27 protein-coding genes, 1 tRNA gene and 1 riboswitch are annotated in these 26922 nt (G+C 45.9%); of the genes, 14 read left to right on the plus strand and 14 right to left on the minus strand.

The window, feature by feature from the left end; all coding sequences use genetic code 11:
* From purD to WIG73_RS05170, 11 genes are all read right to left on the minus strand, one after another.
* Entirely contained in the window at positions 1 to 1254 is a 1254-nt protein-coding gene (gene purD, locus WIG73_RS05120) for a phosphoribosylamine--glycine ligase (protein WP_177681056.1), read from the minus strand.
* 66 nt (positions 1255 to 1320) lie between these two features.
* Positions 1321 to 2505 (minus strand): phosphoribosylaminoimidazolecarboxamide formyltransferase, encoded by a 1185-nt coding sequence (locus tag WIG73_RS05125; RefSeq protein WP_337399557.1) that lies wholly within the window; start codon positions 2503 to 2505, stop codon positions 1321 to 1323.
* Positions 2506 to 2518: 13 nt separating this feature from the next.
* A complete protein-coding gene (locus WIG73_RS05130; protein ID WP_249311399.1) occupies positions 2519 to 3238 on the minus strand; it encodes an IMP cyclohydrolase in 720 nt (239 codons plus the stop codon).
* Complete coding sequence (gene purN, locus WIG73_RS05135; RefSeq protein ID WP_337399559.1) at positions 3235 to 3858, minus strand: phosphoribosylglycinamide formyltransferase; 624 nt, start codon at positions 3856 to 3858, stop codon at positions 3235 to 3237. Before purN ends, WIG73_RS05130 begins: the two co-directional genes overlap by 4 nt.
* Positions 3852 to 4895, minus strand: a complete 1044-nt coding sequence (gene purM, locus WIG73_RS05140; RefSeq protein ID WP_337399560.1) for a phosphoribosylformylglycinamidine cyclo-ligase — start codon at positions 4893 to 4895, stop codon at positions 3852 to 3854. The genes purN and purM overlap by 7 nt, the downstream gene beginning before the upstream one ends.
* A gap of 27 nt (positions 4896 to 4922) precedes the next feature.
* Positions 4923 to 6359, minus strand: coding sequence for an amidophosphoribosyltransferase (gene purF / locus WIG73_RS05145; protein WP_249311405.1), 1437 nt, complete (start codon positions 6357 to 6359; stop codon positions 4923 to 4925).
* Between the two features lie 30 nt (positions 6360 to 6389).
* Positions 6390 to 7100 (minus strand): phosphoribosylaminoimidazolesuccinocarboxamide synthase, encoded by a 711-nt coding sequence (purC, locus tag WIG73_RS05150; RefSeq protein ID WP_177681072.1) that lies wholly within the window; start codon positions 7098 to 7100, stop codon positions 6390 to 6392.
* Between the two features lie 15 nt (positions 7101 to 7115).
* Positions 7116 to 7610 carry a 5-(carboxyamino)imidazole ribonucleotide mutase gene (gene purE / locus WIG73_RS05155; protein ID WP_177681074.1) on the minus strand — a complete coding sequence of 165 codons (495 nt, stop codon included), beginning with the start codon at positions 7608 to 7610 and terminating at the stop codon, positions 7116 to 7118.
* Between the two features lie 63 nt (positions 7611 to 7673).
* Positions 7674 to 7756: riboswitch (ZMP/ZTP riboswitch) on the minus strand.
* A gap of 163 nt (positions 7757 to 7919) precedes the next feature.
* The gene (locus tag WIG73_RS05160) at positions 7920 to 8750 is read right to left on the minus strand and encodes a sugar phosphate isomerase/epimerase family protein (protein WP_337399562.1); all 831 of its coding nucleotides are present in this window, start codon (positions 8748 to 8750) and stop codon (positions 7920 to 7922) included.
* Between the two features lie 17 nt (positions 8751 to 8767).
* Complete coding sequence (gene sigK, locus WIG73_RS05165) at positions 8768 to 9472, minus strand: RNA polymerase sporulation sigma factor SigK (RefSeq protein WP_337399563.1); 705 nt, start codon at positions 9470 to 9472, stop codon at positions 8768 to 8770.
* A 127-nt stretch (positions 9473 to 9599) separates the two neighbouring features.
* Positions 9600 to 10403 carry an AraC family transcriptional regulator gene (locus tag WIG73_RS05170; protein ID WP_337399564.1) on the minus strand — a complete coding sequence of 268 codons (804 nt, stop codon included), beginning with the start codon at positions 10401 to 10403 and terminating at the stop codon, positions 9600 to 9602.
* Positions 10404 to 10517: 114 nt separating this feature from the next.
* Between WIG73_RS05170 and WIG73_RS05175 the strand changes: the two genes are divergently transcribed.
* Both WIG73_RS05175 and WIG73_RS05180 read left to right on the plus strand, forming a co-directional pair.
* On the plus strand, positions 10518 to 11588 hold the full coding sequence (locus WIG73_RS05175; protein ID WP_337399565.1) for a uroporphyrinogen decarboxylase family protein: 1071 nt from the start codon (positions 10518 to 10520) through the stop codon (positions 11586 to 11588).
* 108 nt (positions 11589 to 11696) lie between these two features.
* On the plus strand, positions 11697 to 12542 hold the full coding sequence (locus tag WIG73_RS05180) for a hypothetical protein (RefSeq protein WP_177680382.1): 846 nt from the start codon (positions 11697 to 11699) through the stop codon (positions 12540 to 12542).
* A gap of 32 nt (positions 12543 to 12574) precedes the next feature.
* On the opposite strand, the gene WIG73_RS05185 is transcribed toward WIG73_RS05180, so the two are convergent.
* On the minus strand, positions 12575 to 13141 hold the full coding sequence (locus WIG73_RS05185; RefSeq protein WP_249311435.1) for a 4'-phosphopantetheinyl transferase superfamily protein: 567 nt from the start codon (positions 13139 to 13141) through the stop codon (positions 12575 to 12577).
* A gap of 105 nt (positions 13142 to 13246) precedes the next feature.
* On the opposite strand from WIG73_RS05185, the gene WIG73_RS05190 reads away from it, so the two are divergent.
* Entirely contained in the window at positions 13247 to 13777 is a 531-nt protein-coding gene (locus WIG73_RS05190) for an inorganic diphosphatase (protein ID WP_177680384.1), read from the plus strand.
* Positions 13778 to 13820: 43 nt separating this feature from the next.
* Here the strand turns inward: WIG73_RS05190 and prfB are convergent.
* Positions 13821 to 14946 (minus strand): peptide chain release factor 2 gene (gene prfB, locus WIG73_RS05195; RefSeq protein WP_337399566.1). Its coding sequence is split into 2 segments (ribosomal slippage): positions 13821 to 14867 and positions 14869 to 14946, totalling 1125 coding nucleotides; the frame shifts between segments, so codons are not numbered across the junction.
* Positions 14947 to 14983: 37 nt separating this feature from the next.
* Positions 14984 to 17716, minus strand: a complete 2733-nt coding sequence (gene secA / locus WIG73_RS05200; RefSeq protein ID WP_337399567.1) for a preprotein translocase subunit SecA — start codon at positions 17714 to 17716, stop codon at positions 14984 to 14986.
* A gap of 274 nt (positions 17717 to 17990) precedes the next feature.
* Here secA and WIG73_RS05205 point away from each other — a divergent pair, with 274 nt between their 5' ends.
* The 11 genes from WIG73_RS05205 (at position 17991) to WIG73_RS05255 (ending at position 26821) form a co-directional block, all read left to right on the plus strand.
* Positions 17991 to 18980, plus strand: coding sequence for an ABC transporter substrate-binding protein (locus tag WIG73_RS05205; protein WP_337399568.1), 990 nt, complete (start codon positions 17991 to 17993; stop codon positions 18978 to 18980).
* Positions 18981 to 19078: 98 nt separating this feature from the next.
* Positions 19079 to 19801 carry a glycerophosphodiester phosphodiesterase family protein gene (locus tag WIG73_RS05210; protein WP_337399569.1) on the plus strand — a complete coding sequence of 241 codons (723 nt, stop codon included), beginning with the start codon at positions 19079 to 19081 and terminating at the stop codon, positions 19799 to 19801.
* A 19-nt stretch (positions 19802 to 19820) separates the two neighbouring features.
* Positions 19821 to 20822, plus strand: a complete 1002-nt coding sequence (locus WIG73_RS05215) for a deoxyguanosinetriphosphate triphosphohydrolase (RefSeq protein WP_177680389.1) — start codon at positions 19821 to 19823, stop codon at positions 20820 to 20822.
* 24 nt (positions 20823 to 20846) lie between these two features.
* Positions 20847 to 21506: an SGNH/GDSL hydrolase family protein gene (locus WIG73_RS05220; protein WP_337399570.1), complete on the plus strand. Its 660-nt coding sequence runs from the start codon at positions 20847 to 20849 to the stop codon at positions 21504 to 21506.
* A 2-nt stretch (positions 21507 to 21508) separates the two neighbouring features.
* Positions 21509 to 21757, plus strand: coding sequence for a TIGR03905 family TSCPD domain-containing protein (locus tag WIG73_RS05225; protein ID WP_177680391.1), 249 nt, complete (start codon positions 21509 to 21511; stop codon positions 21755 to 21757).
* Positions 21757 to 22659 (plus strand): radical SAM protein, encoded by a 903-nt coding sequence (locus WIG73_RS05230; RefSeq protein ID WP_337399576.1) that lies wholly within the window; start codon positions 21757 to 21759, stop codon positions 22657 to 22659. The genes WIG73_RS05225 and WIG73_RS05230 overlap by 1 nt, the downstream gene beginning before the upstream one ends.
* Before the next feature lie 22 nt (positions 22660 to 22681).
* Entirely contained in the window at positions 22682 to 22978 is a 297-nt protein-coding gene (locus WIG73_RS05235) for a Dabb family protein (RefSeq protein ID WP_337399571.1), read from the plus strand.
* 17 nt (positions 22979 to 22995) lie between these two features.
* Positions 22996 to 23781, plus strand: a complete 786-nt coding sequence (locus tag WIG73_RS05240) for an amidohydrolase family protein (protein ID WP_337399572.1) — start codon at positions 22996 to 22998, stop codon at positions 23779 to 23781.
* 95 nt (positions 23782 to 23876) lie between these two features.
* On the plus strand, positions 23877 to 24965 hold the full coding sequence (locus WIG73_RS05245) for a Gfo/Idh/MocA family oxidoreductase (protein WP_337399573.1): 1089 nt from the start codon (positions 23877 to 23879) through the stop codon (positions 24963 to 24965).
* A gap of 69 nt (positions 24966 to 25034) precedes the next feature.
* Positions 25035 to 26660 (plus strand): hypothetical protein, encoded by a 1626-nt coding sequence (locus WIG73_RS05250; protein WP_337399574.1) that lies wholly within the window; start codon positions 25035 to 25037, stop codon positions 26658 to 26660.
* A 74-nt stretch (positions 26661 to 26734) separates the two neighbouring features.
* A tRNA-Ser gene (locus WIG73_RS05255) sits at positions 26735 to 26821 on the plus strand.
* Positions 26822 to 26922: the final 101 nt, after the last annotated feature.

Genomic DNA, 26922 nt, shown 5'->3' on the forward strand with positions numbered 1-26922 from the left:
TTATACCTCCAACGCCTTTTTCCCAATGTCGCGTCTGAAATAAGCATTTTCAAACTGCACCGTTTCGGCTAATGCATAGGCTTTGTCAATTGCGGGCTTTAGGCTTTCTGCCACGGCGGTAACGCCCAGCACCCGTCCGCCGGATGTTACGAGCTTTCCGTCCTCTATCGCCGCACCGGCAACATAAATTAGCTCCCCCTCCGGCATGGTAATTTCAAAGCCTTTTTCGTAATGGCCGGGGTATCCGTCTGAGGCCAAAATCACACAGCACGCCGCGCCGTCTGAAAATTCAACGTCACAGTTTGAAAGCGTTCCTTCCCGCACACTTTTCATAATTTTTAGCAAGTCGCTTTTTAAAAGGGGCAGCACCACCTGGGTTTCCGGGTCGCCGAACCGGCAGTTATATTCAATTACCTTCGGCCCGTCCGGGGTCAGCATTAGGCCAAAATATAAACAGCCGCGGAACGTTCTGCCCTCTTTGTTCATGGCTTCAATGGTGGGAAGAAAAATTGTTTTCATGCAGAGGTCGGCAACCTCTTTGGTGTAATAAGGATTGGGCGCAACCGTGCCCATTCCGCCTGTGTTTAAACCCTTATCGCCGTCCTTGGCGCGTTTGTGGTCCATGGAAGACACCATGGGCACAACGGTTTTACCGTCTGTAAACGACAGCACCGAAACCTCGGGGCCGGTTAAAAATTCTTCAATTACAATGTTAGAGCCGCTTTCGCCGAACACCTTGTCCTCCATCATAGACCGAACCGCCGCTTTCGCGTCATCCCTTGTTTCCGCAATGATAACGCCTTTTCCCAGTGCAAGGCCGTCTGCCTTAATAACGGTGGGGATTGGCGCAGTGTCTAAATAACGAAGGGCCGCGTCCACGTCTGAAAACACCTCATATGCCGCCGTGGGAATATGATATTTTTTCATTAAATTTTTTGCAAACACCTTGCTCCCCTCAATGATGGCCGCCTTAGCCTCCGGTCCGAAGCAGGGCACGCCGGCTTTTTCCAGTTCGTCCACAGCGCCTAAGACCAGCGGGTCATCAGGGGCAACAACCGCAAATTCTATTTTTTCCTGTTTTGCAAAGGCCACAATTTTGTCGATCTCTTTTGCGCCGATGTCCACGCACGTTGCATCTTTTGCAATTCCGCCGTTTCCGGGAAGGGCAAAAATTTCTGTTACCGCGTCGCTCTCGGCCAGTTTCTTTATAATGGCGTGCTCTCTGCCGCCGCCGCCAACTACCATAACTTTCATGGATTTTCCGCCTTTCTATATGCAAGATGAAGTCACCCCGCTTAGTTCGCGAAGTGACTTTATTTTTTAATGGTGGAACAGCCTCATGCCTGTAAACGCCATTGCCATGTTATATTTGTTGCAAACCTCAATGACGTTATCGTCCCGGATGGAGCCGCCTGGTTCAGCAATGTAAGTTACGCCGCTTTTTGCAGCGCGCTCAATGTTGTCGCCAAAGGGGAAAAAGGCATCACTGCCCAATGCTACGCCGCTGATGGTGGAAAGATAGGCTCTTTTTTCTTCTTTCGTAAACACTTCGGGCTTGTGGCTGAACAAGTGCTCCCAATTGCCGTCGGTTAACAAATCCTCATAGTCATCTGAAATGTAAACGTCGATGGCGTTATCCCTGTCAGGGCGTTTCACGCCGGGCAAAAACGGAAGGTTTAAAACCTTATCGTGCTGCCGCAGATGCCAGTTGTCGGCCTTCGAGCCGGCCAGGCGCGTGCAGTGAATTCTGGACTGCTGCCCCGCCCCAACGCCAATCGCCTGGCCTTGCGCTGCAAAGCACACAGAATTGGACTGGGTGTATTTCAGCGTTATTAGTGATATGATCAAATCGCGCACGGCATCTTCCGGCATATTTTTGTTCTCTGTAACAATATTCTCTAATAACGTACGGTCAATTTTAAATTCGTTTCTTCCCTGCTCAAAGGTTATGCCATAAACCTGTTTGTGCTCAACGGGATCGGGTTTAAAGCCGGGATCAATTTGAATGATATTATAATTCCCTTTTCGTTTTCCTTTTAATATTTCCAGCGCCTCCGGCTCGTAGCCTGGCGCGATAATTCCATCTGATACTTCTCGCGCTATCAGTTTTGCTGTTGTGACGTCACACACGTCGCTCAATGCAATAAAATCGCCGAAGGAGGACATTCTGTCTGTTCCTCTTGCCCGCGCATAGGCTGTTGCCAGGGGGGAATCGTCAAGCCCCTCCACATCATCTACAAAGCAGGCCTTTTTTAGTTTTTCCGGCATTTTTATGCCGACTGCCGCAGAGGTAGGGCTTACATGCTTAAAGGATGTTGCCGCACACATACCTGTAGCTTCTTTAATTTCTTTAACCAGCTGCCAGCTGTTAAACGCATCTAAAAAATTAATATATCCCGGCCGGCCGCTTAAAATTTCAATGGGCAGCTCGCTTCCGTCTTGCATAAAAATTTTGGCCGGCTTCTGGTTGGGGTTACAGCCGTATTTTAATTCAAATTCTTTCAATTTTGCTGCCTCCTTAACTGTTTTTGTTGATTAACCGGTTTTCGGTTTTCCCGGTTTCAATGTCTATGTAACGCACATAAAGAGAAATTTTGTTTTCCTCATTTAAATTGCTCCAAAGGCTGTTTGTCAGCTCGTCAATGCTGTCGGGAATTTCCACCCGCTCCGGCTCACCGCAGAACGTAGGAATGGGCGTTCCGTCGCACATGTAGGTGTGGATAAAATGGCCCAATCCATCGTCCGGTTCATAAGAAAAGGTAAACCGGTTGCAGCCTGCGCCGTCAGGCGTACTGCTTTTTAAAATGCTCATTTCATAGGTAAACTCGCCCTCTTCAATCGTCACCATTCCGCTGATTCGGGGCGTAAAATTGGGGCAGTCCGGCTCAAACTCACGAACTTCCAATGCTTCCGAAAACCGTGCGCCCTGGGCCAGAAAGTCGTAAATGGTGTCTGTCTGGTCGCCGTTTGTAACAATGGTGTGGTTGTCGCAAACGCGGATCGGGGAATAGATGATTAACGACGGATCCTCCACTTTCGATTCGTCAAACGGATAAATGGTCACGCTGTCGCCTTCTTCGCGAAAAATGCGGTTGCGGCTGTTTTCGCTTCTGCCCATAATAAAATATGCAATTGCGGCCTTTTTCCCGTCTTTGCTTTTGCCAATTACAATGCCGCGGCCCACATAGGTGTTGTCGCGGATTAGCTCACCGATGTTGTTAATTTTATAAATGTTCATGAAATAAATCCTTTCTGCCTGCAAATTTTCTCTGAAACCTTTTCCGCCGCCTGGGGCAAAATGATCCACTCGGCCTGCTCCATTACGCGCTTTTGCAAAATTTCTGGCGTGTCGCCGTCTTCAACCTCCACAGCCTTTTGCATGATGATTTTTCCGCCGTCACACACCTCGTTCACAAAATGAACCGTAGCCCCTGTTATCTTTACGCCGTAGGACAGCGCCGCCTCGTGAACATGCAGGCCGTAAAACCCCTTGCCGCAAAAGGATGGGATTAAGGAGGGGTGCACATTGATAATTCTGCTTGGAAACTGCGCGGTGAAGTTTTCGCTTAAAATGCTCATAAAGCCTGCAAGCACAATAAAATCTATCTTGTTTTCTTTCATAATTTCAGTAAGCCTTTCTTCAAAGGCTTGCTGAGAACCGCATTCTTTTTTGGTTACTGTAAAGGCCGGAATTCCGTTCTTCTCTGCTCGGGTCAGGGCATATGCCCCCGCCCTGTTGGATATCACTGCCTTTATCTCGCCGCTTTTTAAAACGCCGTTGCTTTGCGCATCAATTAAAGCCTGCAGATTGGTTCCCCCGCCGGAAACCAAAACCGCTATGTTCGCTTTTGTTAGCATATGGTCACACTTTCGTCGGATGCTACAATCTCTCCGATGATGTAAGCGTCCTCACCGTTCTCCTTTAAAATTTTAAGCGCACAGTCAGCATCATCGTTAGAAACTACAACACTCATGCCAACACCCATATTATAGGTGTTAAACATATCCCGCTCCGGAACGTTTCCTGTTTTGGCCAACAGGTCAAAAATCGGCAGAATGCGAATTGCGCTTTTTTCAATTTTTGCGCCGAAGCCTTTTGGAATACTTCTCGGAATATTCTCATAAAATCCGCCGCCGGTAATGTGGGAAACCGCTTTTACCGTAATTTTCTCAAACAGTGCCGTCATGGGTTTTACATAAATTTTTGTAGGCGTAAGCAGGGCCTCACCCAAAGATTTCCCGCCCAGTTCCGGTAATGGCTTAGTTAAGTCGTTGTTTTCCACGTCAAAAATGCGGCGCACCAGCGAAAATCCGTTTGAATGTACGCCGGAGGACGGCAGAGCAATGATCACATCGCCCTCTTTTATGGTTTTGTTGTTTAAAATTTTCTCTTTGTCTACAACGCCCACAGAAAATCCTGCCAAATCATACTCATCTTCCGGATAAAATCCGGGCATTTCGGCAGTTTCGCCGCCGATTAACGCACAGCCGGACTGAACGCAGCCCTCTGCTACGCCCTCCACAATCTGTGCAATTTTTTCAGGATAGTTTTTGCCGCAGGCAATATAATCTAAGAAAAACAGAGGTTTTGCGCCGCAGCAAATAATGTCGTTTACACACATTGCCACGCAGTCAATTCCTACGGTGTTATGCTTGTCCTGCAAAAAGGCCATTTTCAGTTTGGTTCCCACTCCGTCCGTGCCGCTGACCAAAACGGGATTTTTTATCCCGGAAAGGTCCAATGAAAAAAGCCCTCCAAAACCGCCAATGTCAGACATTGCGCCGGCGGTCATCGTTCTTGCTATATGGTTTTTCATGAGCTCAACCGCTCTGTATCCGGCCGTGATGTCCACGCCGGCAGCCTTGTAGCTTTCACTCTGACTTTTTGTGTTCATAAACGTTGTCCTTTCTTTATCTAAAAATTATTTCTTTTTGCTTTCGCTGATTTTAGTTTCAAACTTGTCCTTGCAGGTAGAACAGGGCATTTCTGTGGGATAGTTTGCGTCGAAGCATGCGCTGCAATAGCCCTCGCCAAGCTTTGAGCCGATTAAAAGCGGTAAATGCTCCGTTTCTAAAAATCCCAGACTGTCCACGCCAATAATTTCTGCAATTTCTTCAACGGTGTGATTGCAGGCAATCAGCGAATCCCTGGAGGGAATGTCTGTTCCATAAAAGCAGGGGTTTAAAAACGGCGGCGCCGAAACCCGCATATGCACCTCTGTTGCGCCGGCTTCGCGAATCAGTTTAATAATTCTTGCACAGGTAGTGCCGCGCACGATGGAGTCGTCTACCAAAACAACTCGTTTTCCCTTAATGTTTTTTGAAATCACGTTTAATTTAATCCGCACCAAATCCTCCCGGGCAGACTGTCCGGGCGCAATAAATGTTCTTCCGATATATTTATTTTTAATCAGTCCAATGCCATAGGGAATTCCAGACTGTTGGGAATAGCCAATGGCCGCGTCAATGCCCGAATCCGGCACACCAATTACAATGTCTGCGTCCGCAGGGTGTGAAAGCGCCAAACAGTGACCGGCTTTAAGCCGTGCGCCATGCACGCTCACGCCGTCGATAACAGAGTCTGGCCGTGCAAAGTAAATATATTCAAAAATGCAGGACCGCTTGGGGCTTTTCCCGCAGTGGTCTTTTAAGCTTTTCACGCCGTCTTTCGAAAAAACAACAATTTCACCGGGCTCAATGTCGCGAATCAGTTCCGCGCCCACAGAATCCAGCGCGCAGGTTTCCGAAGCAACAACAAAGCTTCCGTCCTCAGTTTTGCCGTAGCAAAGCGGATGAAAGCCAAATTCGTCCCGGGCCGCAATCATTTTAGAAGGCGACATCACAACCAAAGAGTATGCACCCTTAATTTTACACATTGCACGGTTCACCGCTTCTTCAATCGACGGTGCAGTGAGACGTTCTTTTGTGACAATATAAGAAATCACTTCGGTGTCGCTGGTGGTGTGAAAAATGGAACCCTCCAGCTCTAAATCGTGCCTGAGCTCATAAGAATTCACTAAGTTTCCGTTGTGCGCCAGCGCCATTCTGCCCTTCACATGGTTCACCACAATGGGCTGGGAGTTTAATCTGTCGTTGGTTCCCGTGGTGCCGTAGCGAACATGGCCCAAGGCAGCATTGCCCAGGCCCAGCTTCTCAATCACCGGCTTGGTAAACACGTCGTTCACCAGGCCTAAATCCTTATAGGAATGAAACAGACCGTCGTCGTTCACCACAATGCCGCAGCTTTCCTGGCCCCTGTGCTGCAGGGCAAACAGCCCGTAGTAACAGGTGGAGGCAACGTCTTGCCTGTCCGGTGCAAAAATTCCAAATACTCCGCATTCTTCATGAAGCTTTCCCATACAAAATCTCCTTAAAAAAATATTTGCTGATTACTCACCCAAAAGGCGTTTTAAAATTTCGTTATAAGCGTCTTCCACGCCGCCTAAATCTCTTCTGAAACGGTCCTTGTCCAGCTTCTCTCCGCTGACAGAATCCCAGAACCGGCAGGTATCAGGCGAAATTTCGTCAGCCAGCACGATTGTGCCGTCTTCTGTTTTGCCAAATTCCAGTTTAAAGTCAATCAGTTCAATGTTTGCGTCTTTTAAATAGTCGGTTAAAACCTGGTTCACTTTTAATGAATACTGCGCAATTAAGTCCAGTTCTTCTTTTGTGGCATATTCCATTGCTAAAATGTGATATTCGTTCACCATGGGGTCGCCCAGCTCGTCGTCTTTATAACAATATTCTAAAACCGTGCGTTTCATTTTTGTGCCTTCTTCAAGCCCTAAACGCTTCGCCAGCGAACCTGCTGCAATGTTTCTTACAATAACCTCCAGCGGAACAATAGAAACCTTTTTCACCACGGTTTCGCGGTCAGACAATTCCTCCACAAAATGAGTGGGAATTCCGTTCTTCTCCAAAAGCTTCATCAAATGGTTTGTTACGCGGTTGTTAATGGCGCCCTTTCCCATAATTGTGCCTTTTTTCTGGCCGTTAAAAGCGGTGGCGTCGTCTTTGTAAGATACGATGCAGAACCGTTTGTCATCTGTTGCAAATACTTTTTTTGCCTTTCCTTCATACATCTGAACTGTTTTTTCCATGTCTATCTTCCTCCGTTAGTTTTGATATTCTTTTTCGATGGCCGCATTTTTCTCTAAAACCTTTTTTGCATTTTCCTCACGGCTTTTTAAAAGCTTGTCCGCAAGGGCTTTGTCTTCAACGCTTAAAATTTGAACGGCCAAAAGCGCCGCGTTCTGTGCGCCGTCAATGGCAACGGTGGCAACCGGAATTCCGCCGGGCATCTGGACGGTGGAAAGCAGGGCGTCAAGTCCGTCTAAGGTTGAAGATTTTACCGGAATTCCAATAACCGGAAGCGTCGTATTTGCAGCAATTGCGCCTGCCAGGTGCGCCGCCTTTCCTGCTGCGGCAATGATTGCACCAAAACCTTTCTCTCTTGCAGAAAGGGAAAAATCTCTTGCCTCTACCGGGGTTCTGTGTGCAGAAAACACATGCACTTCAAAGGGTACGCCAAAATTCTTTAACGTGTCTATCGCCTTAGACACCACGGGCAAATCGCTGTCGCTGCCCATAATTACTGCAACTTTTTTCATAACCAACTGCCTCCTTGCAATTTTGCTTTTAAAAGTAAACAGGGCGGTCCTATCTGTTTCGGATAGGACTGCCCAGACGGTCGACAAAAAATATTGTTTTTTGCTCCCCTGTGGTAGTCCACGCTCCGTCAGTTGCAAAAAACCGCTCCTTTTTTATACATAAATAAACGAATTATTCATAAATAAAACAAAATCTAACATTATCATTTTAACACTCAGAAAGGCCTGTGTCAAGGCGAATTAAAAAAATCAGAGAGTATGACAATTGGCTTTATTCGATACCGTCTTTTTATAGTAATTTTAAATAATCTATCTTCCGAAAACTTCCTTTATTCTCTCAGTAATCCGGTTTAAATCCTTTTCCTTCACTTCCTCTAACAGCAACGGAATGTACGGCTTTTTGTCGTTTAATAGTTTTACTAAAAATGCATAGTCCAGCTCGCCTTCTGTAGGCAGGGCATATTTTAAAGCGCCGTTTTCCACCGTAAAATCCTTTAAATGCACCACCGCAATGCGGTCGCCATAGAGGTCAAAAGCCGTTTGAAAAATTTCCCGCTGATTTTTGTAATTGGAATCATCTAAATAATTTACCGGGTCAAAAATGACAAAGATGTTGGGCATATTAAGGTCGTCTAACATGCGCTTCATGGTTTGCGGCGAATGAATGGTAAAGATGCTCACCGCCTCAATTCCAATACACACGCCCAAATCCCGGGCATATTCTGCCAGTTCCCGCATAACAGACAGAAAATCCTGATAGTTCTCCTCCGAACGGTTTTTTTCGTGAAAGCTTCCGTCTAAATTTACAGAGCCGGTTTCCGTTCCTATCATGTCTGCGCCCAAAAACTTTGCATATTTTATGTGCTCTTTAAACCGGTTTACCTGAATCTGCCGCTCTTGTTTGTCCGGGCAAACCGGATTGATGTAGCACCCCAAAACGGATATGCTGATGTTATTTTTATCCAGCGCCTGCTTAATTTTTCGTGCTAAGCCCGGCGAGAACGCCCCGTCTTTTAAGCCTAAATTCGTAACCGATTTAAACAGCGCAAGCTGAATGGTGTGCTTGTCAAACTGCGCAAGCTTCTCCGACAACACCGCAATGTCGCCATATTCTAAATCGTGTGCTCTCATTCCTATCATTTGTAATCAACTTCCTTTCATTTACATTCGTCAAAACATTTTGCCAAAGCTCCCAGCGCCTTTTTTTCAATTCTGGACACATAAGACCTGGATATTTTCATCTTTCTCGCAATCTCCTGCTGGGTATATGCCCGTTCCCCCAGTCCATACCGCTTAATAATAATTTCCTGTTCCCGGGGCGTAAGGCATTTATCCATGTAAGCGCACAGCTTTCTAATGTCAAGATCGGTGCCGACACGGTCTGCAATTTCTTCGTCGTCAGAGGGTAAAATGTCCATAAACGTCACTTCGTTGCCGTCTGTGTCGTGGCCCAAACATTCATTCAGCGAGATTTCCTGCTTCAGCTTTTTCCCGGCCCGCACCGTCATTAAGATTTCATTTTCAATACATCTTGCAGCATAAGTTGCAAGCCTAGCCTGTTTTGTATAATCAAACGAAGCAATTGCCTTAATGAGCCCAATAGTGCCGATGGAAATTAAATCGTCGTCGTCGCAGCCCGACACCTGGTTATATTTTTTCGCAATGTGGGCCACCAGCCGCAGATTTCGTTCCACTAAAACGTCTTTGGCGCCTTTGTCGCCTTTTGCCGCAAGCTCTAAATAACGTTTTTCCTCGCTGGCGGATAGCGGTTTTGGAAAGTTATTCTGTCCCGAAACATAAGATATTAGAAACAGGCCATATCTTAAAAAATAAAGCAGTGCAAAAAAACAAGAAGAAAACATATCATCTACCTCATTCATTTAAATATGTTGAAAGTATATGTTTTGCTTCCGCCCTTTTTGCCAGTCCAAACGGAATAAGTTCGCCAACATGCAAATGAGAAAAACAGGGCTTTCATTTTATATCATTTTAATAAGAGTTCCTTTTTTCTGAAGGCATATAGTTTTTAAATTTTTTGAAATTTCTATAAAACGAGGTAAGACTGTTAAATCCGCATTCATATGCTATTTCTGTAACAGTTTTCGGCAGGCGCAGCATTTTTTCTGCCATATTAATCCGAAAAAACTGCAAATAATTTTTAAAGGTCATTCCCGTCATTTGTTTAAACAACCTGCAAAAATGCGGCACGCTCAAATTCGATGCCCGGGCCGCATCTTCAAGGGTAATTTCTGTTGAATAACTGTTCTGCACAAGCCCGAACGTGTTTTTTAACACATTTTTATATAAGTCGTTATACCGTGTTGTTTCAGATACATAATCGGAAAACCTCAGCAGCATGGAAAAGAAATTATAAAGGCTGGAAATCGCTTTATACTCATATGCCTTATCTTTTTGTGTAAGTTCTCTATGAATCTCCTCAATACAGTTTCTCATATCCGTGTATTTTGGATTTTTGTCATTAATGGGATTTTGAAACGCAATCGTTTCATTGTTAAAAATAAAGCCGGAGTCTGCCATAATCACCAGAACCTGACACGGTTCTTCCTGATAGGAATAGGTGGAATGAAGCTGATTTTTTGAAATCACAACAATATCGCCCGGAAAGGTAATGACATATTTATCGTCAATTTGCTGAATGCAATGGCCCTTCTGAAACAAGAGTATTTCAATCTCACTGTGCCAATGCGGCACGACTTCAAGCTTTTTATTGTTAAGACCCGAATACATGCTTCTTATCTTAACGTTATCCATATCAACAAATTCAAAATGCAAAACAAAGACCCCTTAAATGATAATTTTTGAAAGTATTTTAACAAAAAATGATATGAATTTCTGTTTCTATATTATATAATAATAATATAAATTTAAAAAAGGAGCAATAGTTTTATGAAAAAATTTGATCATAAATTTATTGACATCAACAGTTTTCTCGAAAAATCGCACAAGCCCGATTTTGACAACATTTTGAAAGTATTAAAAAAAGAAGCTCCGAACCGTCCTACCCTGTTTGAATTCATTTTAAACGGCGATTTGGTAGAAGCTTTTACAAAGCACAAAACGTATGAGGGAACAGAGGAAGAAATTTCGTGCAAAAAGCTTGCCGACACCTATTATTTCTGCGGATATGACTATGCCTGCATGCATGGAAGCTATTTTTCGTTTAAAAGCGCCACTAAACACGAAGCCGGCAAAAGCACCATTTCGTTAAATCAAGGATTTGTCATAACCGACCGCGAAAGTTTTGAGAACTATGAATGGGCAAACCCCGAAGATTTTGATTATTCCCGCATTGAAATGCTGAGCAATTATCTACCCGAGGGCATGAAATTAATTATATACGGCCCCGGCGGAATTTTGGAAAACGTAATCCGCCTTGTTGGTTATGAAAACCTTTGCTACATGCTGTATGAAGACCCCGAGCTTGTGGAACAGATTTTTAAAGAAGTTTCAGAGCGGCTTTTAACCTATTACGACATCTGCGCCAAGCACGACTGCGTAGGTATTTTAATGTCCAATGATGACTGGGGCTTTAACACCCAGACCATGCTTTCTGTAGACCAAATGAGAAAATATGTTTTCCCGTGGCACAAAAAAATTGCCGAACTTGCTCATTCTTACAACAAGTCCATCTGCCTGCATTCCTGCGGTAAATTCGACGCCGTTGTGGACGACATTGCCTATGACATGAAGTATGACGGCAGACATTCTTATGAAGACAACATTCTTCCCGTTGAGGAAGCATATAAAAAATACAAAGACAAATTTGCAATCCTCGGCGGTATTGATGTGGACTTTTTAACCAGAGGCACCCCGGAAGAAATTTATAACCGCAGCGCAAAAATGTTAGAATTGGCGAAAACAGGTTATGCTTTGGGTTCAGGCAACTCCATTGCGTCCTACATTCCCTTTCAGAACTATTTGGCAATGATTGCCGCAGCAGTATTCAACGAAAATTGAAATTGAATAAGAATGAAAGATGTACATGCAGGGCCGGTCACAAACCGCAAAGGCTTTCATATTATATTGTAGAGATAAATTCTCAAATAATATTTATGGAGGTTCATTATGGGAGAAAAACGTTATCCCTCGCCCAGTTCACCCTGCGAGGAATTTAAAGGTTCGGTTTGTATACATACAGATAAAGTTTATGATTCATGCAAGGACAAAGACTGCATTGAAGACGCCCGCGTGTTTCTGACCGCCTGCGGCCAGGAACTGATCGACAAGGCTGTAAACGTAAAATGCAGAAAGGCAGAAATTATTTGGGCGTTCCCCGACGTGGAACCCATCCCGTTCAACAAGGGCTATTTTACAGTTGACATTAAGTTCTTCTTCAAAATTACTCTTGATGTATTCTTAGGCGTTGGAAAACCCACAACGGTTGAAGGCCTGGCCACCTTTGACAAAAAAGTAATTTTGTTCGGTTCGGAGGGCGCGGCAAAAATATTTGAGTCCCGCTACAGCTACGACAGCTTTGACGAACAGCTCTGGCAGAAGACAAACATGCCGAAAGCAGTTGTAGAGGTAGTTGACCCGCTGTGCCTGTCCGCCAAGGTAGTGGATTTGGACGACAAAATTTGCTGCTGCACAGACGACATTGACTTTACTACAATTCCGGAATGTATCTGCAACGTATTTGATGACAGGCTCGTGTTAAGCGGTGAGAAAAAGCGCGTGTTTGTTTCTATCGGCCTGTTCTCAATCGTTAAGATTGAACGGAGCGTACAGCTTTTAATCCCGGCTATTGACTTCTGCGTACCGCAGAAGGAATGCACAACATCCTGCGACGACAGTCCTTGCGATTTGTTTGACAAAATCTGCTTCCCCTTTGACGAATTCTTCCCTCCTGAAAGAGAAGACTGCGATTTTGACGACCGCGACCATGACCACGGGCACTGCTGCCGCGACTAAGACAACGAAAAACAGGGGCGCTTTAAGCGCCCCTATTTTCTTGCCACGGATACCGTGTAATTCTGATAGAAAATGGTGTCAATTGTTTTGTTTCCCACAACATTAAATTTCAAAAAATCTTGAATTCCCGTGCCCAGCAGCTTCACATAAGCTTCTTTTTTTGTCCAAACCTCAAAAAAGCGCTGTTGGCTCTTTTCTTTTCTCGATAAAACATATTGCAGTTCTGCTTTTGTAAAACACCGTCTGGCCACATTGAAATTGGCCTTTTTGTTCTGCTCCACGTCAATGCCCACAGGCTTGTCGGATATGGCGCATACCGCTAAATTCCCCGAATGGCTCAAACTAAAATGAATGTCCAACCCTTCCGCATAGGGCTTTCCGCCTTTGTGGTTTCGAAAAGAAATATCCTCCGGCCGCAGGTTTAATTTTTGTGCAATGGAAACGCGCGCCAGCATTCCGGCTGCTAACGACAATTTTTTTGAAGGCAAATGCTTGAGTCTGTCTGCTTTTTCCTGCCGCTGTTTATCCGATAGCTGATACATTCTTAAAAATTCTTCGTCTGTTAGCTTTGAAACATCACAACAATAAAGATGAAGCACTGATTTCACCCCAGAATAAATGTTTTAATTTAAAATGAACCGCGCATATGAATAGCCGTAAAGGTAAAAATAAATGTGCAGAGTTTCACAAAAAGGAGAACGATTATGAATATTTGGCACGACATTAACCCAAAACGGATTTCAAAAGACAATTTTGTTGCTATTATTGAAATTTCCAAGGGCAGCAAAAACAAATATGAGTTGGACAAGGAAACAGGAATATTAAAGCTGGACAGAATTTTATACACCTCAACCCACTATCCCGCAAATTATGGCTTTATCCCCCGCACCTATGCAGACGACTTAGACCCCTTAGACGTTTTGGTGCTCTGTTCCGAAAGCATTCACCCCTTAACCATGGTAAACTGCTATCCCATTGGCGTAATATCTATGATTGATAACGGTTACGCCGATGAAAAAATTATCGCCATTCCCTTTAACGACCCAAACTATAATACCTATACGGACATTTCCCAAATTCCAGCCCATATCTTTAACGAAATGACGCACTTTTTTACGGTGTATAAGGAGCTTGAGGGCAAGCAGACAGCCGTCAGCGAAATGAAAGGAGCCGCCGACGCAGTTTCCATTATTGATAAGGCGCTCATAAGCTACATTGAAAACTATTGTAAATAAAATTATAAAAAGAAACAGCTAAAAACTGTTTCTTTTTATTTTATTATTTTAAGTTTAAGCTGCCCGTGTTCGCCGCCTTTAAATAAGCGTTGATAAATCCGTCTAAATCGCCGTCCATCACAGCGCCAATATTGCCCACCTCAAAATTTGTTCTGTGGTCTTTCACCATGTTATAGGGATGGAACACATAAGAGCGGATCTGGCTGCCCCAGGCAATGTCTTTCATGTCGCCCTTTAAGTCTTCAATTTTCTCCATTTGCTCACGTTCGGCCATTTCCACCAGTTTCGCTTTCAGCATTTTCATTGCGGTTTCCCGGTTTTGATGCTGAGAACGCTCGTTCTGGCACGACACTACTACCCCAGTAGGAATGTGGGTCATGCGAATTGCAGAATCCGTTTTGTTAATGTGCTGGCCGCCGGCACCGCTGGCCCGGAACGTGTCCACACGAATGTCTTCAGGATTAATGTTTACCTCAATGTCGTCGTTAATTTCCGGCATAACATCCACCGACGCAAAAGATGTGTGCCGCCTGCCGGAAGCGTCGAAAGGAGAAATGCGCACCAGCCGGTGCACGCCTTTCTCGCACTTGGCATATCCATAGGCGTTGGGGCCGGAAAGCTGAATGGTAACGCTTTTCACACCTGCCTCATCGCCGGCCAGAAAATCCAGTGTTTCAACCGAAAAACCTCTGCGTTCGCCCCAGCGCTGATACATTCTCAGCAGCATGGAGGCCCAGTCCTGCGCCTCAGTGCCGCCCGCGCCCGGGTGAATAGAGATGATTGCGTTGTTTGCGTCATATTTTCCGGATAGCAGCGTTTCCAGCCGCATGTTTTCCAAATCGGTTTCCAGTTTTTTATATCCCGCTTCAATTTCCGAAAGCAGCGATTCATCGTCTTCGTCAATGGCAAGCTCCACTAAGGTGGACATATCCTCCCACTCGCTTTTTAATCCCTCAAAACCAGCTACTTTGTCCTTTAATTGTTTTATTTCTTGAAGCACTTTCTGGGAGTTTTCCAAATCCTCCCAAAATCCGTCTTTCGCAGACACCGCTTCCAGTTCCTCAATTTTTAATTTCACTTTGGGGATTTCAAAGTGAATCCCCCATCTCTGTAATATCGTTTTCCATTGATTCCAAATCCAACCGGTATTGGTCGAACTCAACTGTCATACATTTCAGTCCTCTCGTAGTAAAATAAACCAAACAATTACTCTAAATTAGCGCCGCAGCATTTTTTATATTTTTTGCCGCTTCCGCAGGGGCAGGGGTCGTTTCTTCCCACTTTTTCTTTTGCCTTTCTCTGCGCCGGCGCCGCTGTTCCGTCCCCGGCAGGCTCAATGGGCTTTGCCACCTGAACACGCTCTACCGGCTTTTCAATGCGGGCGTGGTAAATGAGCTTTAAGGTATCCTCGCGGATTGCCGCAATCATTTCCTCGAACATATCGAAGCCTTCAAATTTGTATTCCACAACCGGGTCATGCTGTCCGTAAGCCCTAAGCGAAATGCCGTTTTTCAGCTGTTCCATGGCGTCGATGTGGTCAATCCACTTGCTGTCTACCACGCGAAGAAGCGCCACGCGTTCAATTTCGCGCATCGTTTCGCTGCCAAACTCTTCTTCGCGCTGCTCATAATACGATTTAGCGGTTTCTAAAAGCAAGTCTTTTAAGCCAGCTTTTGTCAGGTCCGCAATCTCATCTTCCGAAAGCAGAAGCGCGTCCTTCGGCAGATATACGCTTTCCAAATATTCAATTAAGCCCGTAATGTTCCAGCCCTCGGGGTCTTCGTCCTCGCCAGTGTAGCGAAGAATTACTTCATCAGTGAAGTCGTCAATCATCTTAAAGATATTGTCCTTAATGCTGTCGCCGTTTAACACTTTCTGGCGCTGGGAATAAATAATTTCCCTCTGCTGGTTCATCACGTCGTCATACTGCAAAACGTGTTTTCTGATGTCAAAGTTCCTGCCTTCAACGCGCTTCTGCGACGTTTCAATGGCATTGGTAAGCATTTTATTTTCAATTGCTTCATTTTCATCAAGGCCTAAGGTTTCCACAACGCCCTTTACACGGTCGGAACCGAACAGGCGCATTAAATCGTCCTCTAAAGAGATATAGAATTTAGAAGAACCCGGATCGCCCTGACGGCCGGCACGGCCGCGCAGCTGGTTGTCGATACGTCTGGACTCATGCCGCTCGGTACCGATGATAAACAGGCCGCCTGCCTCTTTCACCTTTTCTGCTTCCGGCGCGATTTCCGCCTTATATTTGTCCATCAGCTCAGAAAAGGTCTTTCTCGCCTCTAAAATTTCCTCGTTGTCAGTTTCACCAAATCCTGTTGCTTCTAAAATCATTTCGTCGGAGTATTCGCGGCGCTTCATTTCATGCTTCGCCATAAACTCCGCGTTGCCGCCCAGCATAATGTCGGTACCACGGCCGGCCATGTTGGTTGCAATGGTAACCGCGCCGAGTTTACCGGCCTGGGCAATAATCTCCGCTTCTTTTTCGTGGAACTTGGCGTTTAACACCTCGTGTTTAATGCCGTTTCGCTTTAGCATGCCGGACAAAAGCTCCGACTTTTCAATGGTAACCGTGCCCACCAGCACCGGCTGTCCCTTTTCGTGGCACGCTTTCACCTGCTCCACAACGGCACCAAACTTGCCGTTTTCCGTTTTATAAACCGCGTCAGATAAGTCCTTTCTGGCAAGCGGCTTGTTTGTGGGAACAACAATAACATCCAGCTTATAAATTTCCTGGAATTCCGACTCCTCCGTCTGCGCCGTACCGGTCATACCGGAAAGCTTGGTGTAGAGCCTGAAATAGTTCTGGAACGTAATGGTAGCGAGGGTTTTGCTTTCGCGCTCCACCTTTACGTTTTCTTTTGCTTCAATTGCCTGGTGCAATCCGTCGCTGTAGCGGCGGCCAAACATCATACGTCCCGTGAATTCGTCCACAATGATAACCTGTCCGTCTTTCACCACATAGTCCCGGTCGCGGGCCATGGTGCCGTTCGCCTTCAATGCCTGGTTAATATGGTGGGAAAGCGTCATATTCTCCGGGTCTGAAAGGTTTTCTAAGTTAAATGCATGCTCCGCCTTTTCAATACCCGCTTTCAACAGCGTGGCTGTTTTCGCCTTTTCATCAATTAAATAATCTGCATCAATATCGTCATCTAACTCTTTTGTGTCGGATTCAGCCACCCTGTGGGCCTTTAAGGTTTTTACAAACCGATCCACAATCTGGTAAAGCTCGGTAGATTTGTCCCCCGCGCCGGAAATAATCAGCGGCGTTCTCGCTTCGTCGATTAAAATCGAGTCCACCTCGTCCACAATGGCAAAGTTCTGGCCCCGCTGCACCATCTGCTCTTTATAAATCACCATGTTGTCCCGCAGATAGTCGAATCCAAACTCGTTGTTTGTGCCGTAGGTGATGTCCGCCTCATAGGCGGCCTTTCTGTTCTGAGGTTCCACGTCGTGAATAATCAGACCAACGGTAAGTCCCAGAAATTTGAACACCTTGCCCATCCACTCGCTGTCGCGCTTTGCTAAGTAGTCGTTCACCGTAACAATATGCACGCCCTTGCCCGGCAGGGCGTTTAAATAGGCCGGCAGCGTGGAAACTAAGGTTTTACCTTCACCTGTTTTCATCTCGGCAATTCGGCCCTGGTGCAGAATAATTCCGCCCAAAACCTGAACATAGAAATGCTTCATACCCAAAACACGGTAAGACGCCTCCCGCACGGTTGCAAACGCTTCCGGCAGCAGGTCGTCTAACGATTCGCCTTTATCAATGCGCTCACGGAACAGGGCGGTTTTTCCCTTTAACTCCTCGTCGGACAGCGCGCTGAATTCATCTTCCAAGGCCATCACCTTGTCGGCAATAGGACGAATCCGCTTCAGCTCCCTGTCGCTGTATGAGCCAACAATTTTTTCAATCAGTTTCTTCAAAATATTTCACCTCAATCAAATTAAGTCACCAGCTAAAAATCCAACATTTAGTATACCATAAATCCATTCCTCTGTCAAAGTATTCTAAAAATTTAACGGTTTATTTATATTTCGAATACAATTATCAAAATTTCATCTCGTTTTCTGCTTTTATGGCAGATGATTCCGCCTTTTTAGTTGACAACATACATTTTGTTATGGTACTATCATGTATATATATTTTTGCCTGTTTTTGCAGGTTTTATCATCATCAAAAATTTTTGGAGGTAAAAACATGAAAAACGCGAAAAAACTTTTGGCGCTTTTACTGTCTGCCGTTCTTTTAGCGGCCTTTGCAGGCTGCGGCAACAGCGGCGGCACAGCGCAGTCCCAGTCTGGGGAAAAGAAGGTTAAAATCGGCCTGGTAAAGCTGGTTGACCACCCCTCGTTGAACGAAATTAACGACTCCATTAAGGCTGAGTTTGAAAAATTGGGAACCAATGTGGAGTTCATTGAGAAAAACGCCAACGGCGAAACTTCCACCCTGCCGTCTATCATGCAGAGCTTAACCGGGGCAGGCGTAGATATGATTATTCCAATTGCAACGCCAACGGCACAGGCGGCATCTGCTGCAACCTCTGCCATTCCCATTGTGTTTGCGGCAGTCAGCGCGCCAATTGAAGCAGGACTTACCACCTCGCTGGAGGCGCCGGACAAGAACGTCACAGGCGTATCTGACGAAATTCCCGTTGAGGATATTTTCAAGCTGGCGCAGACGCTTACACCGGACGTGAAAACCTTCGGATTTTTCTATAACTCCAGCGAAATTAATTCGGTAACGGCAGTTGACAAGGCAAAAAAATTCTGCGACGACAACAACATTGCGTATAAGGAAGCAACCGTTTCTACCACAGCGGACATTCAGCAGGCCGCAAGCTCTTTGGCAAATGATGTAGACGCAATGTTCACTCCCATCGACAACATGGTTGCGTCTGCAATGCCCACCTATATCGACGTGACAAACAAGGCAAACGTGCCGGTTTATGTTGCAGCAGACTCCATGGTGAAAGACGGCGGTTTTGCCACCGTGGGCATTAATTACACGCTGCTGGGCCAGCAGGTGGCGCAGATGGCGGACAAAATTTTAAAGGGCCAAAAAATTTCGGAAACACCCATTGAAACTATGCGGGAATATTCCAACATGGTGAACATGAAGGAAGCAGACCTTTTGGGAATTCACATTCCGGAAGATGTAAAAGCAAATTTAACTGTTTTGGTTGACTAGGTAAAATAGCCTGCAAAATTTTTGCAGGCTGTTTTTTTGTTTCATACTCTTGAAAACAGCGGTGTTCTGCTGTATAATGAAACGCGAGGTGAGAAAAAATGGATACGGTTCGCATAAACCATAAAAATGTTCTTTTTATCGCCCACAGGGGCGCAAGCTGTTTAGAAACGGAAAACACCCTGGCTGCGTTTGTTGCGGCTGGAAACAGAACCTATTTCGGCATTGAAACGGACGTACACATTACGAAGGACGGAAAATTTATACTAATTCACGACGACACCACCGGGCGGGTTGCAGAATCCGACCTTGTAGTTGAGGAAACAGATTTTAGCACGCTCCGCACCCTGCCGTTAAAAGACACAAACGGCAAATGCGGGCGGATTGATTTGCGCATGCCCAGTCTTTTAGAGTATATCGGCATCTGCAAAAAATATGAAAAAACTGCGGTTTTAGAACTGAAAAACAGAATTGAAACCGAAAAAATTGCAGAAATGGTGCAGGAAATTCAGTCCGCAGGCTATTTTGAAAACGTAATTTTCATTTCCTTTTATTTAGAAAACCTGGTAGATTTAAAAACAATTGCTCCATCGGCTGCCGCGCAATTTTTAACCTCCAACGAAATTGACGATAAAATGATTGCAAGCTTAATGCAATTTAAGCTTGACATTGACGCAAAATATTCCCTTTTGTCCCCTGCGCTTGTAAAACAGCTGCACGACAGCGGGATTAAAGTGAACTGCTGGACCTGCGACGACGCAAATTCCGCCCAGTCGCTGATTGACATGGGCGTAGACATGATAACAACAAACTGTTTGGAATAATTGAAAAAGGCGGGATGTTATGACCATTCGAGCAATTTCAGAAAAAGTGGAACGGGAAACTCTGTCACCATTTGCTACGCTTTCTGAACATTCAAAAGGCAGGCTGAGGCCCATCGTTGAGTGCGACATCCGAACGGATTTTCAGCGGGATAGGGACCGAATCATTCACGCAAAATCTTTTCGGCGGCTGAAACACAAAACCCAGGTGTTTTTGGCGCCGGCAGGCGACCACTACCGCACCAGGCTAACCCACACCATGGAGGTTTCGCAAATCGCCCGCACCATTGCCCGCGCCCTGCGCTTAAACGAGGATTTAACCGAGGCCACCGCGTTAGCCCACGATTTGGGCCACACGCCCTTTGGCCATTCGGGTGAAAATGTGCTGAACGAAATTTGTGCAGGCGGCTTTCGCCACTATGAGCAGAGCCTTCGGGTAATCGACTTTTTGGAAAACGGAACGGGTCTTAATTTAACGTTTGAGGTGCGGGACGGGGTTTTAAACCACGCAGGCGACCACGAGGCCGAAACCCTGGAGGGGAAAATTATTAAACTGGCAGACCGCATTGCCTACATCAACCACGACATTGACGACGCGGTGCGCGGCGGCATTATTCAGGCGGAGGCCATTCCAAAGGACTGCACCGACGTGTTGGGACGAACCCACGGTGACCGGATTGACACCATGATTCACGACATTATTAATACCAGCCTGGGAAAACCCTTTGTGAAAATGTCGGACGAAATTTATTCTGCCATGATGAACCTGCGCAGCTTTATGTTTGCTTCGGTTTACACAAACAACGTGGCAAAGGGCGAGGACGAAAAGGCCAAAAACGTGGTTTACATGCTGTTCGATACCTTTATGAAACACCCGGAAAAGCTGCCGGAAGACACAAGGGAAAATATTTCACGGTTTGGTTTAGAGCAAACCGTAACCGACTATATTGCAGGCATGACCGATAATTTCGCCATTTATAAATTCAACGAGCTGTTCGTCCCGAAAAAATGGGTTGTGAACTAATTTGAAATAAAGGACTGAAAAAACATGAATATTTTATTTCAGGGGGACTCAGTAACCGACGCAGGCCGGGGCCGGGACGTTACCGCCCCCAACACGGCGCTGGGCCAGGGCTATGCCACAATGGTGGCAGGAAGGCTGAGTGCAAAACACGATGATTTAAACTTTTTTAACCACGGCGTCAGCGGAAACCGTGCCGCCGACCTTTACGGACGCTGGCAGGAGGACACGCTGAATTTTGAGTTTGATGTGTTGAGCATTCTTTTAGGAATCAACGACGTGGGATTTTCTTTAAGGCTGGGTCGCGGCTCCGACAAGGAGCGGTTTCGCTTTCTCTACGACCGTATGATTTATGAGGCGTTAGAAAAAAATTCTGACGCAAAGCTTATTTTAATGGAGCCGTTTGTGCTGAAAATGAAGTATGCGTGGGAAAACTTTGGAACGGATATTTATGATAATTTTCACACTTGGAGCAGCCGCGTCCGCGAAAATGGCCAGGTAACCAAGGATTTGGCCAAAAAATATCACGCACAGTTCGTTCCGCTGTTCGACGTTTTCGAGTCATTGACAAAATCCGCGCCCGCCGAACGTTATTCGGTGGACTGCATTCACCCCACCGCAGCCGGTCACGAAATCATTGCGGAAGAATGGGTGAAAGCATGGGAAAAGATAAAGAAAGGAGAATGAAAATGGAATATATTTACAGACCAAAAGGCGTTTGCTCCATGCAAATTAAATTCGAAATTGACCACAATAATGTTGTGAAAAACATTCGGTTTACCGGGGGCTGCAACGGCAACCTCCAGGGCGTGTCGAAGCTGGCAAACGGCAAAAAGGCAGAGGAAATCATCACGCTTTTAGAGGGTATCAACTGCGGCGGCAAGGGTACTTCGTGCCCCGACCAGCTTGCAAGGGCGCTGCGTGAAGCGATTGGGTGATGGACGCTTTGCTATCAAACTGCCGCCTCTGTCCCAGGGAATGCGGTGTGAACCGCTTGCTGGGCGAACTTGGCGCTTGCCGTTCCGGCCCTGAAATTACAGCCGCCCGGGCTTCCCTCCACCTTTGGGAGGAACCCTGCCTTTCCGGCAAAAACGGTTCGGGAACGGTATTTTTTTCCGGCTGCAATTTGGGGTGTGTCTACTGTCAAAACGCCCAAATTTCTCGCGGAAATACCGGAAAAAATATTTCGTCAGGCAGGCTTTGTGAAATCTTTTTTGAACTGAAGGAACAGGGCGCCCACAACATAAATCTGGTAACGGCAACGCACTTTTTACCCGCTGTGCTGAACGCGGTGGAAAAAGCCAAACAAAATCATCTTGGAATTCCCTTTGTTTACAACTGCGGCGGCTTTGAAAAGGCAGACATGCTAAAGCGGGCCGAGGGGCTGATTGATATTTTTTTACCGGACTTGAAATATATGTCCCCGCAGCTGGCTATGGCCTATTCCAACGCGCCGAACTACCCGGAGGCCGCGAAAAGCGCGTTAACTGAAATGGTGCGCCAGCAACCGGAGTGCGTGTTTGACGAAACCGGCATGTTAAAGCGCGGCGTTATCGTTCGGCATTTAATGCTGCCCGGAAATTTAAAGGATTCAAAAAAGGTATTACGATACCTGCACCAAACCTTCGGCGACAAAATTTTTATCAGCATCATGAGCCAATATACCCCGCCGGCAAAAGGGGTTAACGGCTTTCCGGAATTAAACCGAAAGGTTACGAAAACCGAATATGAAAAACTGATTGAGTATGCAATGTCCCTTGGCATCACACAGGCCTTCGTGCAGGAGGGAGAAGCGGCCGACGCCAGCTTTATTCCCGATTTTGACGGCCGCGGAATTTAATTTAGAGAGGAAGATTTACAGCATGGTAAAACACATTGTCATGTGGAAGTTAAAAGAAGAAGCATTAGAACATACAAAGGCTGAAAACGCCAAAAAAATAAAAGAGCTGCTGGAGGCACTGCCGGGCATAGTTCCGGACATCTTAGAGCTTCAGGTGGGAATTAATGAAAACGGCGGCGAATTTGACGCTGTTTTGGTGACAAAATTTCCGTCCTACGACGCACTGAAAGCCTACGATATCCACCCGGAGCACCAAAAAGTGCGCGGGTTCATCGGTCAGGTTTCAAGCGGCAGAGCCGCTGTCGATTTCACAATTTAAACTTAGGAGAATTACAAATGGTTATCGATTTTCACACACACTGTTTCCCGGAAAAAATTGCGGAGCGGGCAATTGGAAAGCTCAGCGCCACCAGCGGGCTTATGCCCTATACCGACGGCACGGCGGAGGGATTAAAAAAACTGATGAAGCAAGACGGCGTGGACATCTCCGTCGTTTTGAGCATTGCTACCAACGCCACCCAGCAGACGTCTGTAAACAATTTTGCAAAATCCATTGAAAGCGAAACAATTGTCCCGTTCGGTTCGGTTTACCCAGACGCAGAAGACGCGCTCAATGAACTGGAGCGTATTCACAGCATGGGGCTTAAAGGCGTTAAATTTCACCCGGAATATCAAAACTTTTTTGTTGACGACGAAAAAATGAAGCCGATTTATAAAAAAATATCAGAGCTTGGCCTAATTTGCGTGTTCCACGCCGGGGAGGACTATGGCTACATGCCTCCCTACCACGCTACGCCAAAGCGTCTTTTGCGGGCGTTATCGTGGCTGGACACGCCGGTGGTGGCGGCCCACTGGGGCAGCCAGGGCATGGGGCAGGACACGCTGCAATATCTTTGCGGCACCGAAATTTACATAGACACAGCCTTTGGATATGGCACCACACCGAAGCCGATTCAACAGGCCATTTTAGAAAAGCACGGCGTGGAAAAAATTTTGTTTGCCACCGACTGCCCGTGGCATGCCCCGGCTATGGAGCTGTTTCAAATTGAAAGTTTGGGCCTGTCTGACGAGGAAAAAAAGCAAATTAAAAGCGGTAACGCCCGCCGGCTGTTAAAGATTTAAATTGATGGCGGCGCAGAAAAAAAGCTTGAAAAACCATTGGGCATATGGTAAAATTTCCATATGGTATATTAATCTTTTATATAAGGAGAATGATTATGAGTAAAACTTACAGAATCGGAATTATCGGCTGCGGCGGCATCGCCAACGGAAAGCATATGCCGTCGCTATCAAAACTGGACAACGTTGAAATGGTTGCGTTCTGCGACATTGTGAAAGAACGCGCGGAAAAAGCAAAGGCAGACTATGGCACGCCTGAGGCAAAGGTTTACACAGACTATAAAGAACTTTTAAAAGACGGGTCAATTGACATTGTGCACGTTTTGACTCCTAACCGCGAGCACAGCTTTATTACCGTTGACGCATTGGAGTCCGGCAAACACGTTATGTGCGAAAAGCCTATGGCGAAAACCTATGAAGAGGCCAAAAAAATGCTTGACGCCGCAAAAAGAACAGGCAAAAAGCTGACCATTGGATATCAGAACAGACAGACGCCGGAAGCACAGTATGTAAAAGGCGCCTGCACAGAAGACGCTTTAGGCGACATTTACTACGCGAGGGCACTGGCTCTGCGCCGCCGTGCCGTTCCTACTTGGGGCGTGTTCTTAAACGAAGAGGAACAGGGCGGCGGGCCGTTAATCGACATTGGCACCCACGCTTTGGATATGACCCTTTGGCTGATGAACAACTATAAACCAAAAATGGTTGTGGGCAAAACTTTCAGAAAGCTTGCCGACCAAAAAGAAAACACAGGCAACGCCTGGGGCGACTGGGATCCGGAAAAATATACGGTTGAAGACTCTGCATTTGGTTTTATTACCATGGAAAACGGCGCGACCATTGTTTTAGAGTCCAGCTGGGCATTAAACATTGCAGACCCCATTGAAGCGAAGTGCGTGCTCTGCGGAACAAAAGCCGGCGCGGATATGTATGACGGCGTTCGGATTAACGGTGTAAAATACGGACGGCAATACATAGAAAAAGCTGCTTTGGGTGCTGGCGGCGTCGCTTTTTACGACGGCAGCTCTGAATCTCCCGCAGACCGGGAAGCACGGCTTTGGATTGATGCCATTGACAAAGATACCGACCCTGTTGTTCTGCCGGAACAGGCCATTGTGGTTACACGGATTTTAGAGGCGATTTATGAGTCCTCCAAAACAGGAAAACCGGTTTTCTTTAACGAATAAACAATTCTGCGCCGGAAATTGGGTTCCATTTCCGGCGCCATTTTATAGTAAAAAAGGAACGATTGCTCTATGCGCGAAAATTCAAGCACCACCATTTTTGAAAAAAACGCACTTTCCTGCTTCCTTCTGCTGGTTTCGGTAATCGCCTCTGCGGTTTTAGGATTGGCGTTTCATATTCCCGTTGGGGCGCACACGTTTTTCACAGCAGTCATTGTCACGGGCGGTGTGCTGTTTTTCTGCGACCGTGTTCTGCTTCGTTTATTTTTGTTAAACGTTTGCGTGCTTGCCCTTTGGTGCGTGGTTTGCAATTTTATTTTCGACTGGTCCTACGACGGCATGTATTATCATAAAGAAGCGATAATTGATTTAAAAGAGGGCTGGAACCCCTTTTACCAAAGCTCCCTTGACGCCACCGTTTTTGCTTCCTATCCAGACATGGACCTCTGGCTGGACAATTATCCGAAAGGTCTGTGGCTGTTCTCCGCCGTGATTTACAGCCTTACAAACCTTTTAGAGACCGCAAAAGCAGTCAATATCCTGTTTATCATCCCGGTATTCTCTGTGGCAGTTGACGTGATGAAAACTGTCTATCAAATGAACAGGCAAAAAAGCGTTATTTTTGGGTTGCTGTTTGCAATGAACCCTGTTTTTATTTGCCAGCTCTTCACCTCATATAACGACCTGGCAGTTGGAGCAATTGTCATTATTACCATGCTTTTAAGCATGAAAATCGTAAGTGAAAAGGCGAGCAATTACACCTATCTGCTTCTGGCTGCCGTTATTGCCGTTTCCTGCACAGTGAAATTCACCGCGCCGGTGCTGGCAGGAATTGTACTGATAATTTTCGGGATTTGGTATGCAATGAAACACCGCAGGGAACCAAAACATTTGGCAAAGCCTGTGGCTGTGGTTTTGGCGGCGTTTATTGCAGGCGTTTGCCTGTTGGGCTTCGATCCGTATATAAAGCATATAATGAACCATCAAAACCCGGTCTATCCCGTTTTGGGCGAAGGGGCTTATGACATTATGAACACAAACCCGCCCAAAGGGTTTGAAAATAAAAATGCGGTGGAAAAGCTGCTTACCTCTGTGTTTTCAAAAACGAACAATCTGCCGGAGGAAGCGCCGGAGCTAAAAATCCCTTTTACAATCCACAGCTCTGAGTGGATTCATTTAAGCAATGCCGATATTCGTGTCGGCGGGTTTGGCGTTTTGTTCAGCGGTATTTTTCTTTTAAGCCTCGTAATTTTTTTCGTTGCTTTGTGCCATAATAAGAAAATACGCATGGAAACTGCCGCCGCTTTTGCCGCCATTTTTCTTCTGCTTCTATTTTTCCCGGAATCTTGGTGGGCCAGGTATGCAAGTTATGCCTACTACCTTCCTGTATTTATTTTAGCCGAAGCAGCCAATTTGCGAAAAACAAAGGTTTTCAGTGGTGTAACTATCTGTTTGATTGCCTTAAACAGTCTTTTTTTTGCGGGGTGTGTTTTAAAAACAGGCGTGGAAGTGACGCATCAGCTTAAGGTTAAACTGGAAGAAATTAAGTCGCACCAAAAAACGGTTATAGTCAGGGTCAACGATTTTCCCACACACAGAAAGCTGTTTGAAGAATTTGGAATTGATTATGAGGTTTCTCATACTTCCTTAGACGATCCTATGATTTTTTACCGGAACACAAAATATAAATTCCGCTAAATTACCGAAAAATAAAAAAACTATTGACAAATTCCCCCGAAACTGTTATAATAATTTCGTTGTTCAGCGTATGAGGAGAGGTGTCCGAGCGGTTTAAGGAGCTGGTCTTGAAAACCAGTGATGCGCAAGCACCGAGAGTTCGAATCTCTCCCTCTCCGCCATAAGTTTATATTGTTTTCAATTTCAGTTTGGAGATGTACTCAAGTTGGCTGAAGAGGCGCCCCTGCTAAGGGTGTAGGTCGGGTAACCGGCGCGAGAGTTC

Origin of the sequence: Congzhengia sp. (genome assembly GCF_037235575.1) — a bacterium.
Taxonomy (GTDB): Bacteria; Bacillota; Clostridia; order UBA1381; family UBA9506; genus Congzhengia; species Congzhengia minquanensis.

Bases quoted from the DNA above. Each gene is read 5' to 3' on its own strand.
- purD (WP_177681056.1), bottom strand. From the start codon at position 1,254: ATGAAAGTTATGGTAGTTGGCGGCGGCGGCAGAGAGCACGCCATTATA.
- WIG73_RS05130 (WP_249311399.1), bottom strand. From the start codon at position 3,238: ATGAACATTTATAAAATTAACAACATCGGTGAGCTAATCCGCGACAAC.
- purN (WP_337399559.1), bottom strand. From the start codon at position 3,858: ATGCTAACAAAAGCGAACATAGCGGTTTTGGTTTCCGGCGGGGGAACC.
- purM (WP_337399560.1), bottom strand. From the start codon at position 4,895: ATGAACACAAAAAGTCAGAGTGAAAGCTACAAGGCTGCCGGCGTGGAC.
- purF (WP_249311405.1), bottom strand. From the start codon at position 6,359: ATGGGAAAGCTTCATGAAGAATGCGGAGTATTTGGAATTTTTGCACCG.
- purC (WP_177681072.1), bottom strand. From the start codon at position 7,100: ATGGAAAAAACAGTTCAGATGTATGAAGGAAAGGCAAAAAAAGTATTT.
- purE (WP_177681074.1), bottom strand. From the start codon at position 7,610: ATGAAAAAAGTTGCAGTAATTATGGGCAGCGACAGCGATTTGCCCGTG.
- WIG73_RS05160 (WP_337399562.1), bottom strand. From the start codon at position 8,750: ATGATAGGAATGAGAGCACACGATTTAGAATATGGCGACATTGCGGTG.
- sigK (WP_337399563.1), bottom strand. From the start codon at position 9,472: ATGTTTTCTTCTTGTTTTTTTGCACTGCTTTATTTTTTAAGATATGGC.
- WIG73_RS05175 (WP_337399565.1), top strand. From the start codon at position 10,518: ATGAAAAAATTTGATCATAAATTTATTGACATCAACAGTTTTCTCGAA.
- WIG73_RS05180 (WP_177680382.1), top strand. From the start codon at position 11,697: ATGGGAGAAAAACGTTATCCCTCGCCCAGTTCACCCTGCGAGGAATTT.
- WIG73_RS05190 (WP_177680384.1), top strand. From the start codon at position 13,247: ATGAATATTTGGCACGACATTAACCCAAAACGGATTTCAAAAGACAAT.
- WIG73_RS05205 (WP_337399568.1), top strand. From the start codon at position 17,991: ATGAAAAACGCGAAAAAACTTTTGGCGCTTTTACTGTCTGCCGTTCTT.
- WIG73_RS05210 (WP_337399569.1), top strand. From the start codon at position 19,079: ATGGATACGGTTCGCATAAACCATAAAAATGTTCTTTTTATCGCCCAC.
- WIG73_RS05215 (WP_177680389.1), top strand. From the start codon at position 19,821: ATGACCATTCGAGCAATTTCAGAAAAAGTGGAACGGGAAACTCTGTCA.
- WIG73_RS05220 (WP_337399570.1), top strand. From the start codon at position 20,847: ATGAATATTTTATTTCAGGGGGACTCAGTAACCGACGCAGGCCGGGGC.
- WIG73_RS05225 (WP_177680391.1), top strand. From the start codon at position 21,509: ATGGAATATATTTACAGACCAAAAGGCGTTTGCTCCATGCAAATTAAA.
- WIG73_RS05230 (WP_337399576.1), top strand. From the start codon at position 21,757: ATGGACGCTTTGCTATCAAACTGCCGCCTCTGTCCCAGGGAATGCGGT.
- WIG73_RS05235 (WP_337399571.1), top strand. From the start codon at position 22,682: ATGGTAAAACACATTGTCATGTGGAAGTTAAAAGAAGAAGCATTAGAA.
- WIG73_RS05240 (WP_337399572.1), top strand. From the start codon at position 22,996: ATGGTTATCGATTTTCACACACACTGTTTCCCGGAAAAAATTGCGGAG.
- WIG73_RS05245 (WP_337399573.1), top strand. From the start codon at position 23,877: ATGAGTAAAACTTACAGAATCGGAATTATCGGCTGCGGCGGCATCGCC.
- WIG73_RS05250 (WP_337399574.1), top strand. From the start codon at position 25,035: ATGCGCGAAAATTCAAGCACCACCATTTTTGAAAAAAACGCACTTTCC.